At 50.5% G+C, this 20,588-nt stretch carries 14 protein-coding genes; 6 read left to right on the forward strand and 8 right to left on the reverse strand.

The window, feature by feature from the left end; genetic code table 11:
• Window positions 1-248: 248 nt before the first annotated feature.
• From B4E62_RS00070 to metF, 4 genes are all read left to right on the forward strand, one after another.
• Window positions 249-1,274 carry a metalloregulator ArsR/SmtB family transcription factor gene (locus B4E62_RS00070; protein WP_331350592.1) on the forward strand — a complete coding sequence of 342 codons (1,026 nt, stop codon included), beginning with the start codon at window positions 249-251 and terminating at the stop codon, window positions 1,272-1,274.
• Window positions 1,275-1,413: 139 nt separating this feature from the next.
• Entirely contained in the window at window positions 1,414-2,568 is a 1,155-nt protein-coding gene (gene metK, locus B4E62_RS00075) for a methionine adenosyltransferase (RefSeq protein WP_310074623.1), read from the forward strand.
• Window positions 2,569-2,696: 128 nt separating this feature from the next.
• The gene (ahcY, locus tag B4E62_RS00080) at window positions 2,697-4,067 is read left to right on the forward strand and encodes an adenosylhomocysteinase (protein ID WP_331350593.1); all 1,371 of its coding nucleotides are present in this window, start codon (window positions 2,697-2,699) and stop codon (window positions 4,065-4,067) included.
• A gap of 50 nt (window positions 4,068-4,117) precedes the next feature.
• Window positions 4,118-4,966, forward strand: coding sequence for a methylenetetrahydrofolate reductase [NAD(P)H] (gene metF, locus B4E62_RS00085; protein ID WP_310074626.1), 849 nt, complete (start codon window positions 4,118-4,120; stop codon window positions 4,964-4,966).
• 43 nt (window positions 4,967-5,009) lie between these two features.
• Here metF and B4E62_RS00090 read toward each other — a convergent pair whose 3' ends face one another.
• Window positions 5,010-7,589 (reverse strand): bifunctional diguanylate cyclase/phosphodiesterase, encoded by a 2,580-nt coding sequence (locus B4E62_RS00090; protein WP_310074627.1) that lies wholly within the window; start codon window positions 7,587-7,589, stop codon window positions 5,010-5,012.
• A 102-nt stretch (window positions 7,590-7,691) separates the two neighbouring features.
• A complete protein-coding gene (locus B4E62_RS00095; protein ID WP_331350594.1) occupies window positions 7,692-8,372 on the reverse strand; it encodes a YkgJ family cysteine cluster protein in 681 nt (226 codons plus the stop codon).
• Window positions 8,373-8,576: 204 nt separating this feature from the next.
• Here B4E62_RS00095 and B4E62_RS00100 point away from each other — a divergent pair, with 204 nt between their 5' ends.
• Window positions 8,577-9,161, forward strand: a complete 585-nt coding sequence (locus B4E62_RS00100; RefSeq protein WP_310074629.1) for a PEP-CTERM sorting domain-containing protein — start codon at window positions 8,577-8,579, stop codon at window positions 9,159-9,161.
• Between the two features lie 87 nt (window positions 9,162-9,248).
• Here the strand turns inward: B4E62_RS00100 and B4E62_RS00105 are convergent, their stop codons facing one another.
• Together B4E62_RS00105 and B4E62_RS00110 are read right to left on the reverse strand one after the other, a co-directional pair.
• Window positions 9,249-10,649, reverse strand: a complete 1,401-nt coding sequence (locus B4E62_RS00105) for a glycoside hydrolase family 5 protein (protein WP_331350595.1) — start codon at window positions 10,647-10,649, stop codon at window positions 9,249-9,251.
• Between the two features lie 327 nt (window positions 10,650-10,976).
• Complete coding sequence (locus B4E62_RS00110) at window positions 10,977-11,594, reverse strand: cation diffusion facilitator family transporter (protein WP_331350596.1); 618 nt, start codon at window positions 11,592-11,594, stop codon at window positions 10,977-10,979.
• Between the two features lie 259 nt (window positions 11,595-11,853).
• Here B4E62_RS00110 and B4E62_RS00115 point away from each other — a divergent pair, with 259 nt between their 5' ends.
• Window positions 11,854-14,406, forward strand: coding sequence for a sensor domain-containing protein (locus B4E62_RS00115; RefSeq protein ID WP_331350597.1), 2,553 nt, complete (start codon window positions 11,854-11,856; stop codon window positions 14,404-14,406).
• 98 nt (window positions 14,407-14,504) lie between these two features.
• On the opposite strand, the gene B4E62_RS00120 is transcribed toward B4E62_RS00115, so the two are convergent.
• The 4 genes from B4E62_RS00120 to B4E62_RS00135 form a co-directional block, all read right to left on the reverse strand.
• A complete protein-coding gene (locus tag B4E62_RS00120; RefSeq protein WP_331350598.1) occupies window positions 14,505-17,591 on the reverse strand; it encodes a CusA/CzcA family heavy metal efflux RND transporter in 3,087 nt (1,028 codons plus the stop codon).
• Between the two features lie 11 nt (window positions 17,592-17,602).
• Complete coding sequence (locus B4E62_RS00125) at window positions 17,603-18,841, reverse strand: efflux RND transporter periplasmic adaptor subunit (protein ID WP_331350599.1); 1,239 nt, start codon at window positions 18,839-18,841, stop codon at window positions 17,603-17,605.
• Window positions 18,838-20,085: a TolC family protein gene (locus tag B4E62_RS00130; protein ID WP_331350600.1), complete on the reverse strand. Its 1,248-nt coding sequence runs from the start codon at window positions 20,083-20,085 to the stop codon at window positions 18,838-18,840. Before B4E62_RS00130 ends, B4E62_RS00125 begins: the two co-directional genes overlap by 4 nt.
• 80 nt (window positions 20,086-20,165) lie before the next feature.
• The gene (locus B4E62_RS00135; protein WP_331350601.1) at window positions 20,166-20,537 is read right to left on the reverse strand and encodes a hypothetical protein; all 372 of its coding nucleotides are present in this window, start codon (window positions 20,535-20,537) and stop codon (window positions 20,166-20,168) included.
• Window positions 20,538-20,588: the final 51 nt, after the last annotated feature.

Raw genomic sequence — 20,588 nt, forward strand, 5'->3', positions numbered from 1 at the left:
TGGTCGCTCAAGATACAACGAGCGGCCACTGACAAAATGGGCAGGCATTTTCGCCCAGCAAGCGCCGTCCGTAAAGGAATAAGCGACCTGATCGGCACAATTAATCCATAAACGGGGCACTACAGATCGAAAAAGCATCCATTCAGAACAAATCCTCACAAAAAAGCCTAAAACCTATATCAAAATATTTTGATATAGGTTTTTTGGGCTGCTAGACTGCTCAGCACTTGTCACCACTTGATCACACCATGAACCAACCCCTGCCCAACGACCCAAACGCGCTTCCCGTTCTGACCGATGTCGTCGAATTGGAAACCCCGCTCAGTCCACTCGCCAACCTGCTCAAGGCGGCGGGCGATCCGCTGCGTCTGGAAATCTTGCGCGTACTCAGCCAGGATTCGTTCGGGGTATTGGAGCTGTGCCGGATTTTTTCGATCAAGCAGTCGGGCATGAGCCATCACCTTAAAGTGCTCAACAACGCCGGTTTACTGAGTTCGCGGCGCGAAGCCAATTCCATTTTTTACCGCCGCGCTTATTTAGCGCCAGATCATCCGCTCGCTGCATTACAGCAACAATTGTTTGCGACTGTGGATACCCTGCCAATTGCCGATCACCTGCGTGAACCTATCCGCGAATTGCAGCAAGAACGCAGCCAGGCCGCACAACAATTTTTTAGCGAGAACGCCGATAAATTTCGCGCACAACAAGATTTGATCGCCAGCTACCCCGTCTACGCCGAGCAGATGACACAATTACTCAACAACACTGCCCTGCGCGATAAAAAACTCGCGCTCGAAATTGGTCCGGGTGAAGGTGAATTTCTGGCAGTGATTGCACAACAATTTAACCACGTGATTGCACTCGATAATGCTGCCAACATGCTCGACAAAGCGCGCGCCTTTGCCGGCGAAAAAAACTTGCGCAATATCGAATTTATCCACGGCGACACACAAAGTTTACTCGGCCATAAAGTGTTGGCCGATTGCATATTGGTGAATATGGTGCTGCACCACACACCATCGCCCGCGGATATTTTTCAGGATTTAAGCAATGTGTTGGCACCTGGCGGTGCATTACTGATCTGCGACCTCTGTCGCCACGAACAAGCATGGGCGCGCGAAGCCTGCGGCGATTTATGGCAGGGTTTTGAACCACAGGATTTTTCTCGCTGGGCGCAGGCAGCAAAGTTAGATGAAGGACAGAGCGTTTATTTTGCGTTGCGCAACGGATTCCAGATTCAGTTACGACAATTTTTTAAACCGATGAATTTTTAACTTTTTAATAATTTAATACGTAACTCGTATGGAGTGTAACGAAATACGGGAACGATTGATGATGTGAATAACAACCCCGTATTACGCTTCACTCCATAGGGGCTACAAATTTCTTTAATATTATTTGCAAGGAAAAATCATGTCCGAATATTCCGTCTTTACCTCCGAATCCGTTTCTGAAGGCCATCCCGATAAATTAGCGGATCAGATTTCTGATGCCGTACTCGATGCAATTTTAAAAGATGACCCCAATGCGCGCGTAGCAGTAGAAACGCTGGTAAAAACCGGCATGGCGATTGTCGCCGGTGAGGTGCGCACATCCACTTACGTCGATCTGGAAGATTTGATTCGCCAGGTAATTTTGGATATCGGCTACAACTCAAGCGATGTCGGCTTTGATGGCGCAAGCTGCGCAGTATTAAATGCAATCGGCAAACAATCTGCTGACATCGCCATGGGTGTGGATGAGGCAGACGATAAAGATTTGGGTGCTGGCGACCAGGGTTTAATGTTTGGTTATGCTACCAATGAAACGGCAGTATTAATGCCCGCACCGATTTTTTATGCGCACCGCTTGGTAGAAAAACAAGCACAACTGCGCAAGAGCGGCGTGTTGCCTTGGTTGCGCCCCGATGCAAAAAGCCAGGTAACATTGCGTTATGAGAATGGTAAACCCGTTGCAGTTGATGCAGTGGTTCTCTCAACCCAACACAGCCCCAGTGTAAAACAATCAGAAATTCACGAAGCTGTGCGCGAATTAATTATTGCGCACGTATTACCTGCTGAATGGTTGCACAAAGATACGCAATACCACATCAACCCTACCGGTCAATTTATTATCGGCGGCCCAGTAGGTGATTGCGGTTTGACAGGGCGCAAAATTATTGTGGATTCCTACGGCGGCATGGCTCGTCACGGTGGCGGCGCTTTCTCTGGTAAAGATCCATCAAAAGTTGATCGCTCTGCTGCTTATGCTGGCCGCTATGTTGCTAAAAATATTGTCGCCGCTGGGTTGGCGGACAAATGTGAAATTCAAGTGAGTTATGCGATTGGTGTTGCAGAACCCACGTCAATTTCAATTAACACCTTTGGTACTGGCAAAATTGCCGACAGCGCAATTATTGATTTAATCCGCGAACATTTTGATTTGCGTCCGCGCGGCCTGATCCAAATGCTCGATTTGAAACGCCCGATTTATCGCCAGACTGCGGCCTACGGTCACTTCGGTCGCGAGCTGCCCGATTTTACTTGGGAGAAAACCGATAAAGCGGATGCATTGAAGAAAGCGCTGTAAAAATTGATTTATAACCCATCGTCATCCCCGCACACGCGGGGATCCAGCTCTTGTAAAAATGGATTCCTGCGTTCGCAGGAATGACGGAATAAAATATCAACCATTTGTTGATTAATCAGGAATTTATTATGAGCTTCACCGACTACAAAGTTGCCGATATGTCCCTCGCAAACTGGGGCCGCAAAGAAATTGAAATCGCCGAAGGTGAAATGCCCGCATTGATGGCACTGCGCCGCAAATATGCAGCGAGTAAGCCACTGGCCGATGCAAAAATTATTGGCTGTATCCATATGACCATCCAAACCGCAGTATTAATTGAAACATTGGTGGATCTGGGTGCAGAAGTGCGCTGGTCATCGTGCAATATTTTCTCCACGCAAGATCACGCTGCAGCTGCAATCGCGGCTGCCGGCATTCCGGTATTTGCGTGGAAAGGTGAAACTGAAGAAGAATTCTGGTGGTGCATCGAGCAAACCATCAACAAAGATGGCAAGCCATGGGCGGCCAATATGATTCTCGATGACGGCGGCGATGTAACACAGATAGTGCATGAAAAGTATCCGCAGATGCTCGATAAAATCCACGGCATTTCAGAAGAGACCACCACCGGTGTTCACCGCCTGCTCGACATGTTGAAAAAAGGCCAATTAAAAGTGCCCGCCATCAACGTGAACGACGCAGTGACCAAAAGCAAAAACGACAACAAATATGGTTGCCGTCACAGCTTGAGCGATGCAATTAAACGCGGGACTGACCATTTGCTGATGGGTAAAAAAGCATTGGTAGTGGGGTACGGCGATGTGGGTAAAGGTTCTGCCGCGTCACTGCGCCAGGAAGGTATGATTGTAAAAATTACTGAAATCGATCCTATCTGTGCCATGCAAGCGTGCATGGATGGTTTTGAAGTTGTATCGCCTTACAACGATGGCATCAACACCGGCAAATACGAAGACATTAATCACATCGTGCTCGGCACTACCGATTTGGTAGTCACCACCACTGGCAACGTCAATGTTTGTGACTCAGCCATGTTGCGCGCCTTAAAACGCAATGCAGTGGTGTGTAATATCGGCCACTTTGACAGCGAAATTGACACTGCATTTATGCGCAAAAATTGGGAATGGGAAGAAGTTAAACCACAAGTGCATAAAGTGTATCGCGATAAAGCCACCAACGATCATTTGATTATTTTGTCGGAAGGCCGCCTGGTAAATTTGGGCAACGCAACCGGTCACCCATCGCGCATTATGGATGGCTCTTTCGCCAACCAGGTTCTCGCGCAAATGTATTTGTACGAGCGCAAATTTGCCGATTTGCCAGCAGAGCAAAAAGCAGAACATTTGTACGTGCGTGTACTGCCGAAAAAACTCGACGAAGAAGTCGCTAAAGATATGGTGGAAGGCTTCGGTGGTGTGATTACCAAACTTACCTCACAACAAGCTGAATATATTGGCGTGGAAGTAGAAGGCCCATTCAAGCCGGAATCTTACAAATATTAATTTTATTTGCGCGGGCGATAAGCATATCGCCCGCGACATCAGGAAATATCATGAACGACTCACAACCGCGTTTAAGTTTTGAATTCTTTCCACCAAAAACCACTGAAGGGAAAGAAAAACTCATCAAAGTACGCGACCAATTAAATGCCTTTGCGCCGGATTTTTTCTCCGTCACCTACGGTGCTGGTGGTTCAACCCGCGACAACACCAAAGGCATAGTCACCCAATTCAAAGCCGATGGCGTCAGCATAGCGCCGCATTTGTCTTTTGGTGGCGACGATGAAGAAACCATTAAAACCTTAATTCAGGAATACAAGAACGCGGGTGTCGATCGCATCGTTGCCTTGCGTGGCGATATGCCTTCCGGTGTAGGCGGCGCTTATCAGTTGGTTTACGCCAATGAATTAGTGGCGTTTATTCGCAAACACTTTGGCGATCACTTTCATTTGGAAGTGGCAGCCTATCCGGAAATTCATCCGCAAGCCAAAAGCTACAGCGACGATGTGGGTTACTTGAAAGGTAAATTTGATGCGGGTGCTAACAGCGCCATCACCCAATACTTTTTTAATCCAGATTCGTATTTTTATTTTGTTGATCAATGCCAGAAAGCGGGAATTACCCAGCCAATTTATCCCGGTATTATGCCGATCATCAATTACAAAAATTTGACCCGCTTCTCCGATGCTTGTGGCGCAGAAATTCCGCGCTGGTTGCGCAAAGCATTGGAAAATTACGGCGACGATGAAGCCAGCTTAAAATCGTTCGGCATAGAGTTGGTAACAGAGCTGTGCGAAGTCATGCTGGAAAACGAAGCGCCCGGCCTGCACTTTTACACAATGAACCAGACCGAACCGACCGCGCAAATTGTGAAAAATTTAGGATTGATTCCAGCGGAATAAAAGACTCAGCCCTGCAATTGCAGGGCTTATGTACCACCAAAATTTATTCAGTAGGCAATGGAAAATTCTCAATAGCCACTGGCCTACCAAAATAATAACCCTGATATCTAAAGCAGCCCTCACTTTCCAGCCAATCGCGCTGCGCTTTGGTTTCTACCCCTTCCGCGATTACCGTTAATTCCATGCTTTGTGCGAGGCGAATAATCATGCGCGCGATAGCGGCACCATTAGTATCGGACAATATGTCGTTGACGAAGGATTTATCGATTTTCAATTCGCTAATCGGCAGACGTTTTAAATAGGAAAGCGACGAATAACCGGTGCCAAAATCGTCGAGTGAAAATTTAATGCCGTGGGTTTTGAGCGCATCCATTTTAGTGATGATGTCGTGCTGGTTGGCCACCAGCATGCTTTCGGTGAGTTCGAGCTTAAGTCTGTGCGGATTAATTCCGCTGCCATGGATAATTAATAGCAGTTGCGCAACAAAATCCGGGTGTTGAAATTGCCGTGCACTGACATTGACCGAGAGCACAATATCCGCCGTTACTGTTGATTTGCTCCACTCAACCAATTGCGCGCAAGCGGTGGCAAAAATCCAGTTGCCGAGCGCAAGGATTAATCCGGACTCTTCTGCCAGCGGAATAAAGTCCAGTGGGGGGATCATGCCGCGCTGCGGATGTATCCAGCGAATTAATGCCTCTGCGCCCACCACTTTTCCGACATGATTCATTTGCGGCTGATAGTAAAGCTGGAATTGGCGCTGTTGCAGTGCTTCGCGAATTTCATTTTGCAGCGCAAAACGCTGTGCGGTAACTGCCTGCATTTCCGGATCGAAAAAACGTAAGGTATTCCGTCCCGCAGCCTTGGCGTGGTACATGGCTTGGTCAGCTTGTTTGAGCAAATCATCAATCGCTACATCCTGATCGCCAAACAAGCACAGGCCGATACTGGGCGAATTGAAATAATCCTGGCCTTCCAATTGATAGGCGTTGTTAAGACTGGCGAGAATTTTTTCGGCAATTTGTTGCGCTTGTGAGGCGGCGGAATTGCGCTCCTGATCAAGCCCTTCAAGCACCACCAGAAACTCATCTCCGCCCAGACGCGCGACTGTGTCCTGGCGGCGCAGGGCCTGCTTCAAGCGCTCAGCGACAGCAATCAATAATAAATCGCCAATGTGGTGACCGCGGTTGTCGTTGAGCGTTTTGAAATCGTCGAGATCAATAAACAAAAGCGCCCCCAAACTCTGTTGGTGTCGGCTGGTGGCAATTGCATGCCCAAGACGCTCGTACAGCAGGCGACGATTGGGCAATTGCGTGAGCGAATCAAAAAACGCCAGATTGTTAATCCGCGCTTCGTTTTCCTTGCGCTGGGTGATGTCGCGGCTGAGCACTAAAAAACGCGGAACGCCAGAGTGGTCATCCGCTTTGCGCGATACCGACAGCTCAAACGTAGCTGGGCCACGCGGGATCATAATCGAATAGCACTTACCCGAGGACACACCTTTTTCCAAGGCTTCATCCAATGCTTCGTGAACAGCGATGCAGGCGTCCTCAGGCAAAAACAGATGGAAACTTTTACCCAAAAACTTAGTGGGTGGAACCGTGAGCAAATCAGGTTGGTTGGTGTGATAGCTGTGAATAATGCCGTTCAGGTCTATATCAAACAAGAGATCCGGGATCGCATCAAGCGTGGCTTGCAAGTGTGCGCGCGCAACCAGTAATTCGCGCGTTTGCTCACTAACCGCATCCTGCAAACTCAGGTGCTGCCTTTGCAGCATAACCATCAATCGGGCCAGATACGCGAGCAGCAGGCTGAGTATCAACGCCACCAGTGCTTCACCGCACAGCCGCCAACCGTTAATCCAGCCCTCGATGGGCGCGACACTGAGTGTCCAGGTGCCGTTAGGTACTGCAAAGGACTTGTGCACCGGGTTGTTCAGCTGTTCAGGAGCGTTGGCCGCGATAGTGTCCTTCACACCGGTATCAGGATTTGTGCGCCAAAGTTGGTAAGCCATTCCTTGATCATTAAGCTGGGTCAGGTTGGCGGTTTCCAGCAGGCGATTGATACGGATCACCACCAGCGTAAAACCCCAAAAATGACGACCGCCCTGATCTTCCAAAAATACGGGCAAACGCGCCACCGCACCCAAACCACCTTGCACCAGATTGACCGGGCCAGCGAGGGTCAGCTTGCCGGTATCGCGCGCACGCAGGGCTTCTTTGTTTTGGAAGGAGTCCTCCAGCAAATTGAGACCGACGGATTTTTCATTGCCCTCCAAAGGATACACCCGCGTGATAATACCGCCGGGGGCGAGGCTCACGTGAGAAACACTGTCAAAGTAGGGCAATAGTTCACGGGCAGCATCTTCAAAGCGGCCGGTGGATCCTTGCCCCAAACGCACCATCGCAGCGAAGGAATAATTGAGTGTCAGCGCCTGATCAAGGCTATCGCGCACCAAAAAAGTGTGGTTTTGCGCGAGGTTTTCCACATCGGCGCGTTTGGCATGGCGCTGATTTTGCTCCAATTGCCAAATCACCACTGTCGATAGGCTGAGGCAAATCGCCAGCACCAGCAGCGCTAGCGCGCGCGGGCGACGAAATAAAAGGGGCACAGCCTCAGACATAAGGGATTCCCGTCGTTAGACACAAAAGACAGCTTCACTATAGCACTTGATCTGTTGTAGACCTGGTGACGTAGCAAATTTGGGAATAGGGGATTGGCTATTTCACAGAATCACTTCGATTGCCTGTTGAAAGGTCTTTTTACCACGCTGGTGGCGTTTGGTCGCGCTCTTGTCGCTGAACGCCTCCAGCAGTGCGGTACTGAAATCGTAAACCCGGTTGTCGCGACCCGTATGTTCGGCTGCAGCTTCAAACCCTTGCGTATGAGCATCGGCGAGCATGGCGATGTCCTCAATCATACCCGTAGCAATATCCATATTGCCCGGGTCACCGTGGGATTGCTCGCAAGCATTTGCATCGGTCGAATGAAAATTGCGGCAGCGAAACGGGCGCACGGGATAAATACTGCACTGGTTGTCCTGTAGCAAAGCGCACTGGATATTAGTCACCAGATGCTGCTCGGGTGAGAGAGTGCGAATGATCGCCGCATTGGCTTCCACGTCGGCCAGCACCGCCGTGATTTTTTCTTCACTCCATGTTTTGTTCATGTAATCTTTGATCAGCAATATTTCATGCGCACGCACTTCCACCTTGTAGTGACAACAAAATGCGCAGCCCGCTTTGCACGCCGGTTTGATCGGCGATGCCTCCATCGCGCGCGCGATGAGAGTGTCGTAGCGGGTGTAAGATTTTTGCAGCGCCGTCGCCGGGTCTCTTCTCGACTCCAGTTGGGCGGTGGCCTTTTGGTATTCGTCCAGCGCGGCAGCCTGGAAAGGATCGGTCATATTTATCAAGCTTGTGAATAATAAGGATGGGTCAGCATACTGCCAGGCCTAAAGTCGATCAATGTCGAAAAAATTTACAATTCAGAATTGTGCTTGGCGCGCAAATCATTGATTTTACTTAAAAAAAGAGAACTGGATCACCTTTTGCTTATTCTTATATGCAACAAAAAAATAATTTCTCATTACCCTACCTAAGGATCGATTATGAAACGTTTCATGTTGGCTGCTACTTTGGCTTTCGCAGCTTCTTCTGTTTCTGCAACTGTATTGAATTTTGATGATTTGGCTGGCGGTACCGAACAAGTTCCATTCGGTTACGGCGGCTTTGACTGGCAGGCAGGTTCTACCAACCTGGGTGCTATTGGTGAAGGCTTCCACCCTGGCTCTGGCTACGACAACGGCACTGTGTCTCCAGGCAATACCATTTTTAACTACTACGGTACTTCAGGTGCCAAGATTAACTGGTTGGGCACTGACACCTTCACCTTTAACGGTGCTTATTTGACTGCTGCCTGGGATTCTACCCAGAACGTAAGCTTTGCCGGTTTCAACGATGGCGTGCAAATTTTTACTAGCAGCAGCTACACCATCAATAACCAAACTCCGCTCTGGATCAGCCTGGATTGGGCTGGTATTGACTCTATCCAAATCTTCAACAACGGTAGTCACTGGGCTCTGGATGACTTCACCTTCAATGGCACTACCGACGTTCCAGAGACCTCTTCTCTGATGTTGTTGGGTCTGGGTCTGTTGGGTCTGGGTCTGACTCGTCGTCGTAAGGCGGCATAATTGCCTGGGCTGCCTGGTGCAGCCAGTGCGATACAAAAACGCCCTGCATTTGCAGGGCGTTTTTGTTTGGATCATCGCACCTCAAGCTTATTTGGCCGCATTCACGATTGTGCTAATCAGCGTTGGATAAACCTGATTGCCACTGTAGCGATCAAATAGACCCATGCCGCCGTTGGCGGTGTAGCCGTTGTCCCAATAGATGGGTACCAATCCGCGTGTGTACGCCGCGCGGGTAATGTATTGATTCCAATAGACACGATAACTTTCTGCGGCGGGAATATTGGTGCGTGAAATTGCACCGAACTCACCCAGAATAACCGCCACGCCGTTATCGACAAATTTGGTTTTCATGCGTTGGAATTGCGCATCAACATAAGCTTCGTTTGCCCAGGCTTCCACATTTGCCGCACTGGTCGCATTTTTACCCCACTGCCAGATAACACTGTTTTCATTGAGCGTGAAATTGTAGGGATCGTAAAAGTGCACCTCCATCATCAAACGTTTGCTCGCTGAATCGCTCGGAATAGTGGCGAAGCTGATGGTGTGATCGATATTGGTATTGAAACCCTGCACGATCAAATGACGCACCGCATTGTTGCCACCGGTTGCGCGCACCGCGTTGACGAACGTCTGATTAAAACTGTTTTGCACCGTGTAGTATTCCGTGGTGGGCGTACCGTAATCTCCATCCACCATCACCTCGTTGGTGCCCGCAAATAATAAGTAATCGTCATAGTTTTTAAATTGATTGGCGATTTGCGTCCACAATTTGGTGATGCGGCTATTCACGGCTGTTTGATTGGCGTACTTGGGCTGCATCCAACCGCCATCCCAGTGGATATTGATGATCACATAGAGGCCGGCGCTTTTTGAATAATCAACCACTTGTTTAACGCGGGCCATCCAGGTGCTGCTGATGTTGTAATTGGCATCGGCGTATTGACTCCAGGACACAGGGATACGGATGGTTTTGAAACCGGCCGCCTTCACGGCATTGATCATGGTTTGGGTGGTAGCAGGGTTGCCCCAGGCGGTTTCACTGCCAATCGCTTCGAGCGAGTTACCCAAATTCCAACCTGCGCCCATTAGGGCTGCCAGTTGTACGCTGGTGAGATTGCGCATTGCAGCGGTAGACGCAGTACGTGTCGCTGATGCGACATTGGAGCTGTAGCTGGTGCCGGCTGCGGTAAATTTAATCCAATACCAGTATGGCGTTCCCGCTACGGCGGTGGAGTCGGTATAGGTTTTGGTGGATGCACTAACGGTCGCAATGCGGATGCGGCCGCTCGGGTTGCTGTCGGTATCGCGGTAAACCTGCACGCTACTGATGGTGCCGCTAACCGTCCAGCTCAGGCCGATATTGTTGGCAGTGCCGGTGGCCGTCAAACAGACAGTCGCACCGCCGCCGCTGCCACAGCTTTGTGCCTGGGAAAAAGGCGCAATACAAAACGCGAGTAATAGAACGATGGAAGAGAAAAAGGATTTCATCTTTATTATTTCCTTAGGGATTGATGTGCTCTGACACTACTGCAGGTGATACGTCTCTCCGGTTGCCCGAAGCCTAAGTCAGGATGAGAGGCGCAACCGCCAGGAACTCGCCCAAGGGGGGAGAGTGCGAGCTCAAAGCGGTCAGCACCGGCCGCGCAAGCGGCTGAAGAAATACTAAGGGTTGCTTTGACTAAAAGACCATTAAAATATTACAAATAGGATTTAATGAGTGATTTGGAAACAGGCAGAAGTTACTCCTGGCAATACAATTGGGAAGCTGTTTCATTTTGAAACATGGAATTATTTTTATATATGAAATTAATACTTTTACTGGGCCAGCTCGCGCTGAGCTTGTTTCGCCACCTGCCAAGCCGCCGTCAATGCCAGTGACGCCATGATGCTTGCCACAATTAAATCCGGCCACGCAGTGCCCGTTCCAAATACACCGATAGCCGCAACGATCACCGCGATATTCCCCAATGCATCATTGCGTGTACACAACCACACACTGCGCATATTGCTGTCGCCATTGCGATAGGCATAGAGCAGCCATGCCACGCTCAAATTGGCCACGAGTGCCAGCAGGCCAACCAGACTCATGGTTTCTGCATCGGGAATCACACCGGTAATTGCATTCCAAATTGCATGCACTAAAACAACAACGCCAAATAATGCCATTGATGCGGCTTTAAATAATGATGCCTTTGCGCGGGTTTGCACGCTCATCGCCAATACCCAAAGGCTGATGGCGTAGTTGGCAGAGTCGCCGAGAAAGTCGATGGAGTCGGCGAGTAGCGAAACCGATTTGGACTGCAGGCTGAAAATAATTTCAATCGCAAACATAGCGAAGTTGACGACTAACGCGATCCACAAAATGCGGCGGTATTTGGGATTGGGTTTGGCGGGTTGTTGATGATCGTGGTTACAGCAATGGGCGCCCATCATTTGCTCCTGAATATTTCAACGTGAAGTTTTCCAATGAAGATGCTTGCCAAATAACACTTAGCGATCCGTCGCCAAAAAAACCGCTGCATGAACACCCGCCCACAGGATCCCCCTGCGGTCGTCAATAAGCCGACAAATGCGACCGCAGCCAATGTTTATTAGTGTTATTTTTCTCGTCAGCTTCAACCGCCGCCTATACTGACCTCTAATGAAACCTGCGCCATAAGCAAGACCTCCACCAACAATATAAGACTTTCCTATGGAACGCTTTTTACTTCGCACCCTCGGCGACAACATGCTCGATCTCATCTATGCCAAGGACGAACAAGGCCGGTTTATCTATGCCAATTTGGCCTTGGTCAATATGACCGGTGCGGAATCTGCAGACAGTATTTTAGGCAAAACCGATTTCGATCTTAACCCACCGGCGGCTGCGCAAGCCTATTCCGACGATGATCAATTGGTGATGCGCTCAGGCCAACCACTGGTGGGGCGCGAGGAACTGCTGACAAACTTTAAAACCGGTGAGTCGCGCTGGCATTCTACAACCAAGGTTCCACTGCGCGATGATAACGGCGAGATTATCGGAATTATCGGTATTACACGCGATATTACCCAAATTAAACAAGCCGAGTTCAATGCGCGTGATCTGAATGCTGAATTGGAAAATCGGGTGGCCGAGCGCACCGCCGAGCTGAGCACGATCAGCGCTACCCTTGAGCAAGAGCGCAACCTGATGCGCACACTGGTTGATGCAGTACCCGACAGTATTTTTGCCAAAGACCTTAACAGCAAATTTTTGTTAGCAAATGAAGCGGTTGCCAGAGGCATGGGCACTACGCCGGAAAATTTGATTGGCAAAGATGATTTTGATTTTTTCCCTCAAGAGATGGCGCAGAATTTTTTTGACGATGAACAAACCATTGTTCGCACCGGTGAAGGATTGGTTAACCGGGAGGAGCTGGCCGTCAACAAAGAGACCGGCAATATGCGCTGGTTTCTCACCACCAAGCTGCCTGTACGCAACGACAAAGGCGAAACCGTCGCGCTGGTCGGTATCGGCCGCGACATCACCTTACGCCGCCGCGCAGAGCGCGCAATGCGCGAAAGTGAAGAACGGTTCCGCAGCCTGATCGAATTATCGTCTGATTGGTATTGGGAACAAGATGCCGATTTGCAGTTTACTGATATCGAAGACCCGAACAACAAATCCAGTTACACGCGCGATGAAGTTCTCGGCAAAAGTTTAAAGGAGTTACCCGGCACTGCACTCCTATCCGAATCCTGGATTGAATACGACGACCACGTAGCCGAGCGCAAGCCGTTTCGCGATTTGGAACTGCGGCGCGTGGCGGACAACGGCAAAACGTATTTCATTAGTTTGACTGGTCTGCCCGCCTTCGATGAGGACGGAAATTTTCGTGGCTATCGCGGCATTGGGCGCGACATCAGCGATCGCAAACGCTCCGAACAACACATTCACTTTTTGGCTACGCACGATAGTTTAACCTCGCTGCCCAATCGTTTTATGTTTAGCCAGATATTGAATTTAGCGATTGAGTCAGCGCACCGCTATCATCGCAAACTCGCTGTATTTTTTATTGATCTGGACAGGTTCAAAAATATTAATGACACACTTGGCCATGAAGCGGGTGACTTTTTACTGTGCGAAATGGCAGCACGCCTGAAGCAATGTTTGCGTGCCAGTGATGTCGTCGGGCGTCTCGGTGGCGACGAATTTGTCGTTATGTTGCCTGAACCGGAAAATGCCGAGCAAATAGCCACTGTTGCACAGAAAATTTTGTCTGCATCACTTGAGCCCATGGATATCAATGGCCAGGAATGTCGCGTGACTGCCAGCATCGGCATTTGTGTTTATCCGGATGATGGAAGAGACGAACAAACCCTGATGAAAAATGCCGACATCGCCATGTACCGCGCGAAAGAAGAAGGCAAAAACAATTACCAATTCTATTCCCCCGATATAGAAGCCCGCTCATTGGAGCGTTTGGTGCTGGAAAATAATTTGCGCATGGCGCTTGAGCGCAATGAATTTTTCTTGCACTACCAGGCAAAACGCAATTTGCAAACCGGCGAAATTGCGGGAGTTGAGGCATTAGTGCGCTGGCAACATCCAGACCTTGGTGTCATTTCGCCCGCACAATTTATCCCGCTAGCGGAAGAAACCGGTTTGATTGTATTAATCGGCCGCTGGGTATTAAAAACTGCCTGCGCACAAAATGTCGCCTGGTTAAAACAAGGCTTACCGCCGCTGTGCATGGCCGTGAATTTATCCGTGCGGCAGTTTTTCGATGAGCATTTAATTCAGGATGTTGCCGATGCCTTAAACGAATCGGGCATGCAGCCAGCATTGCTGGAAATGGAAATTACCGAAGGTATGGTGATGCAGGATGCAGAGCGCGCAATTCGCATCCTCACCGCAATCAAAGCATTGGGTGTGCGCTTGGCAATTGATGATTTTGGTGTGGGTTATTCATCGCTCGCACAAATAAAACGCTTCCCTATTGATACCTTAAAAGTGGACAGCTCTTTTATCCGCGATATCCCCCAAAACCGCGAAGATCGCGCCATTACTGAAGCGATTATCGCCATGGGCAGAACTTTGAGTTTGACCGTTATTGCAGAAGGCGTGGAAACCAAAGAGCAGGAAGCGTTTTTACGTGATCACAACTGCGACCAATCCCAAGGCTACTACTTTAGTAAACCGATTTCCCCGGAAGATTTTGTTAGTTTTATGAAAAAACAAGCGGCATGCACAATTGTTTATCCGCCAGTCACTAGTCCGGATTAAAAACGACTAGTGACTGGTACATCTGGGGCAGTGTTGTGAATATGGAGTTGGAGCTCACCAGCTCAGAAAGCGAAACGCGCGCCCCAACTCCTATTCATTTATTTTTTTTTACCGTGCACTAAACCATACAGTACCGGCAATACCAACAACGTGAGCAACGTCGATGAAATAATCCCGCCTATTACAACAGTCGCCAATGGCCGCTGCACTTCCGCTCCAATTCCCACGTTAAATGCCATAGGCACAAAGCCCAAACTGGCAACTAATGCGGTCATTAATACGGGACGCAATCGTGTGAGTGCACCGTGAATTATCGCACTCATTAAATCGCCATGTTCAAGATAAAGCTGGCGGATAAATGCGAGCATTACCAAACCATTTAAGACTGCTATGCCGGACAGTGCAATAAAGCCGACACCGGCGGACATGGACATGGGCATATCGCGCAGCCAGAGTGCGAGTACGCCACCGGTAAGTGCGAGCGGGACGCCGGTGAAAATAATCAGTGCGTCTTTAATCGAACCAAATGCCATCACTAATAATGCGATCACCATTAACAATGTGAGTGGTACGACAATCGCTAAACGTTTGCTTGCGGATTCTAATTGCTCAAAGGTGCCGCCGTAATCCAGCCAATAACCGGCGGGTAATTTCACCTCGCTTGCGATGCGCGTTTGCACTTCGTTCACAAAAGAACCCAAATCGCGGCCGCGTACATTGGCGGTGACGATGACTAGCCGTTTGCCATTTTCCCGGCTAACTTGATTGGGTGCGGATACAAGTTCAATGCTGGCGACTTCATTTAGAGGAACAAAACCCGGTTCGGTTTTTATCGGAACAGGTAAGCGTTCCAATGCCGATAAATCGTTGCGCAATTTTTCTGGCAAGCGTACAACTAATTCAAAACGGCGGTCGCCTTCGTAAATTAATCCTGCGCTTTCACCGGCAATTGCAGTGGCGACTAAATCCTGCAATTCATTAACGGATAATCCATAGGCGGCAAGTTGGTCGCGCTTTGGTGTGACGGTTAATACGGGCAAGCCAGTCACCTGTTCCATCCGTGCATCGGCTGCGCCGGGAATTTTTTCCAGCACTTCCAAAATTTCCGCTGCAGATGTTTGCAGTTGCTCCAAATCATCGCCAATCACTTTGATACCTAAATCCGAACGCACACCGGAAATGAGTTCGTTAAAACGCATCTGGATCGGCTGCGTGAATTCGTAATTATTGCCGGGCAATTCGCGCACGGCAGTTTCAATCGCTTCCACCAAATCTGATTTTTCGCGACTCGGGTTAGGCCATTCACTGCGCGGTTTAAAAATCACATAGTTATCGGCAACCGAAGGTGGCATGGGGTCAGTGGCGATATCGGCGGTGCCGATCTTGGCAAAGACTTTATCCACTTCCGGAAATTGTTTGATGCGCGCTTCGAGCAAGGTTTGCATACCCACGGCTTGATCCAAACCGGTACCGGGAATGCGCAGTGCATGCAGGGCGATATCACCTTCATCCAGTTGCGGAATAAATTCCGAACCCAAACGCGTGGAAAGCCAGATGCTGAATATCACCAACACAACAGAACCACCCAATACCAGGCTGCGTTGTCTAAAGGCGCCCAGCAATAGTGGTTGATAGAGTTTTTTTGCCGCTTGCATAAAACGGTTTTCATGTTCGGCGATTTTGCCGTTCATGATTAATGCAATTGCAGCTGGCACAAAAGTGAGTGACAGAATTAACGCGGCGGTTAAGGCAATCACTACAGTGATCGCCATAGGGTGAAACATTTTCCCCTCCACACCGGTGAGCGTAAAAATCGGTAAGTACACCAGCGTAATAATGCCCACACCAAATAAGCTCGGGCGAATCACTTCGCTGGTGGCTTCATAGGTGAGTTGCAAACGCTCTTTTAATTCAAGGTTGCCGTTTCGTTGTGCTTCGCCCAACCGGCGAATGCAGTTCTCTACAATAATCACGGCGCCGTCCACAATTAAACCAAAATCCAACGCGCCCAAACTCATCAGGTTGGCAGACACACCGGCTTCCACCATACCGGTAATCGTCATCAACATGGTGATGGGAATTACCGCCGCGGTAATTAATGCTGCGCGCAAATTGCCGAGCAATAAAAATAAAACGGCGATTACCAGTAATGCGCCTTCAAGCAGATTTTTTTGTACGGTGCTGATGGTTTTATCGACCAGTTGTGTACGGTCATAAACCGCAACTGCCTTTACACCTTCAGGAAGTGAGCGATTAATCTCTTCCAATTTAATCGCCAGCGCACGTGCAACAGTGCGTGAGTTTTCACCTTTTAACATTAGCGCAGTGCCGAGCACCGTTTCACGCCCGTTTTGTGTTGCCGCACCGGTGCGCAATTCTTTGCCGATCGCCACTTGCGCGAGATCACTAATGCGCACCGCGACGCCTTTGGGGTTGCTCACAATTAAATTTTCGATATCCGCAATGCTGGTTAATTGCCCTGGTGTGCGTACCAATAATTGTTGGCCGCTGCGTTCCAGATAACCGGCGCCGCGATTGTCGTTATTGTTTTTCAGTGCGACGGCCAGGTCCTCCATGGTCAGCCCAAACTGCATCAATTTCGTTGGCTCGGGGGTGATGTGATATTGCCGCGTGTAGCCGCCAATCGCGTTTATTTCTACCACGCCTTTGACTTGCATTAATTGCGGGCGGATTACCCAATCCTGCAATTCACGCAATGCCATTGCATCAAATTGCGCAGGATCGCTTGCTTCGACCGTATACATAAAAATTTCGCCGAGACCGGTGGCGATAGGACCCATCACCGGTTCTATCTCGTCGGGCAGTGCACTTTTAATTTGGCCGAGGCGCTCATTAATTAAATTGCGCGCAAAATAAATATCCGTACCTTCATCAAATACCACGGTGACTTGCGATAAACCGTAGCGCGAAATTGAGCGGGTGTAAGCGAGTTTGGGCAAACCGGCGAGCGCGGTTTCTACCGGATAGGTGATGCGCTGTTCGGTTTCCAGCGGCGAGTAACCGGATGCTTCGGTATTGATTTGTACCTGCACGTTGGTGATATCGGGCACTGCATCAATTGGCAGCCGCTGGTAATTCCACAGGCCGAGGATAATCAGTGCGAGCACAGCGGCGAGCACCAGCCAGCGGCGCGTGATCGCCGCGCGTAAAATCGATTCAATCATGATGCCGCCCCTTAGTGATCGTGAGAGGCGCCGGATTTCTCCAGATCAGCCTTGAGCAAAAAGGAGTTTTCCACCACGTAGCTATCGCCCGCGTTTAAACCGCTGAGCACTTCAGTGAATTGGCCATCAGTGCGCCCCAATTCGAGCGGGCGGATTTCGTAAGTCTCGCCAATTTGGATAAACACCACCTGCCAATCGCGGAAGGATTGCAGGGCGCGGTTATCGACCATAAGCGGCACTGGAGTTTGGGCGATATCAACCCAGCCTTCCACCGCTTGATTGGGCACCCAAAGATTGTTGCTGTTATCGACTGGCGCGTGGACTTCCAGGGTGGGAGTTTCGCCATGGCGCGGAGTGATGTATTCCGTTTTAGTATGCGCTTGTTGGCCGTTAGCGTTGATAGTGATGGCTTGGCCGGTTTTGATTTTGCTGGCATCGGTCGGGAACGCCTGCAAATGCAGCTCTAATACGCGCTCATCCAGCAAGGTAAATAACACGCGATCAGCGGTGAATTCACCTGCATTGGAATGGCGTTCGACTACCACCCCATCAATCGGCGCCAGCAGCGGATATTCGCGCAGGCTCTCGTTGGATTCAACTGTCGCCAATACATCGCCCGCTTTTACGCGCGCGCCTATGGTCGGTTTTACCGAGCGGATCAAACCGGGGTAACGCGCTTGAATGTGGCTCACGCGCAGCGGGTCGGCGACTATGGTGCCGTAAAGTTTGATGCGCTCCTGCAACACGCCCTCTCCCGCAATGGCCTTGGTTAAACCCGAGGCTGCTGCAACTTCGTCTTCCATGGTGACGCGCCCTTCGTAGGAGGGATAAGTCCACTGGTGCTGTTGGTTTTGGTAGGTTGCGGTGACTTTCACATCAAATGAGTGGGGTTCTTCCACTACACCCTGGCCGCGCAGAAAATCCTGTTCGGCCTTGAACGCAAATGTATTTACTTCACCGCCCAAGCGGGTGAGCTGTACTTCCAGTTTCCAGTCGCCAGACTTTAAGGGTTTGCCATCCATACTTGCCCAGGCGCGATATTCAGGCGGTACGTCTTGTTCAAAAATCGCCAGCTCGACCACAAAGTCACCGTCTTCCAGCAAGCGGCCGTTATGGACACCCTTTTGCGGCTCCTCTTCGTGGTGTTCGTCATGTTCATCGTGGCCGTGGTCATGATCGCCCGATGCCAATAGGTTTGCTGACAGGCCGAGGCTCGCAATTAATAACAGGGTTTTGATAAAAGAATTCATTGGGCAATCTCCGTTTCAGGGGCTGATGCGGTGAGCCGCTCCAGTTCAATGCGGGTTTCATGGGCGCGCAGGGCGGCGTCGATCAAGGCGGCGCGGGCTTCAAGCAATTCGCGCTGGGCGAGTGCCAGTTCGAGTGAGCTGTAGCGCCCCTGGTCGAAAGCGGCGGCGGTAGCGCGGTTGGCGTCTTGCAGCAACGGCAGGATTTGGTCGCGCAGGCTGTGCAGCTCGGCAAGCGCTTGGGTATGGGCGCTGTAAGTTTGGTTTAAGCGGGCTTCCAGTTGGACTTTGGCGCTATCGGCAGCGAATGTGGCGGCATCTTGCTCGGCGCGCGCTTTACTGATCGCGCCGCTCGCGCGTTTGCCGCTGGCGAGTGGAATATTGATGCCCGCGACCAGCGCGGTATCCTCACTCATCTGCAACTGGCGCACGCCGGCACTCCATCCCAAGGTCATTTGCCCTTCGGCTTCCGCTTTGCGCAACTCCGCGGCGCGCAGGCGTGTCTCCTCGGCGAGCAAGAGCAAATCTGGGTTTTGCGCGAGGCGAGTTTGCCAATCGGCAAGGGGTTCGACGTTAGTAAGCGCAAACAAATCACCCTCGGCGCGGGTAAAATCCGGCGTGCTATCCGCCCAGTAAGCGCTGAGTTTTAGTGCTTCCAGTTGAATTTTCTGGCGGGCTCGATCGACATCCAGCGCCGCTTTGGCTTGCGCGGCACGGGCGCGCAACAACTCCTCCTGTGGTGCACGACCGGCTTGGACACGTTTGCTTAAGCTGGTCACTAATGACTGGGCAAGTTGCTGCGCCTGCTTTTGCACTTGCACTTGCTCTTGCGCCGCAATCAGGGCGATAAAACGGTAATTCACCGCCGCGACCAGATCCAATACCGCCACCCGCTGCTCGGTCGCCAGTTGCTGTTGACGTGCGGTGACGACACCTAGGCGTGCATCGCGCTGGTCGCCCAACTCGATTACCGAAGCAAACGAGAGCGTCAGCTCGGCGCCATCTGCACCGGAAAAATCACCCGAACCGGCGACATTTTCCAATTCAGAATGCAGGCGCATCTCCGGTCGCAATGCGGCGGTAGCTTGTTCACCAGCCAAGGCAGCGCGGCGAAATTGGTAGCCCGCCAATTGCGGGTTGTATTGCAAGCTGGCGCTGAGTGCATCTTGCAGGCTAATGCCGTCCGCTACTGCGGTGCATGCCAAAGCACTGACCAACAAAGGCAGCGCAAACGAAAATTTGTTCATGGTAGATCCTGTCAAATGTGCCCAAGGGGCACAGAGGTTTTATCAAGGCGCAGTCACACGCGCCCAATACGATCAAACACTCAGACAGGAACGGGCGGTGCGCGCAGTAAAGGTCGCCAATAGAGGAAAACGCGGGGATAAAACGAGCGGTAAGCGCTGGTATAAACGGGTGTAGGCAGGATCAATAACGCCAGCGCTAACGCAGCCAGCAATATCAATCCCAAATCAATTTTGCTCAGCTTCGCCAATGCTGACTGGGTCAACTCAATATCAGCATCCTGATGCACTTCATCCGGGTGATGATCATGCACCTCATGGCCATCCAAATGCATATGCACCGACACCGGCGGCTCCTGCCCATCAAAACAAAAATGCCCATGTGCTCCCGCCCAGTTGCTAAGCAACCAGAAGGCTAGTGCCAGAAAGGCATAATGGGGGGAGAGTTTGGGCATGGCCGTTTTTTGGTTTAGGTTTGGGATGAAATTGATGCAAGCATAACGGTC

It is taken from the genome of Cellvibrio sp. UBA7671 (assembly GCA_002483145.1).
GTDB lineage: Bacteria > Pseudomonadota > Gammaproteobacteria > Pseudomonadales > Cellvibrionaceae > Cellvibrio > Cellvibrio fibrivorans.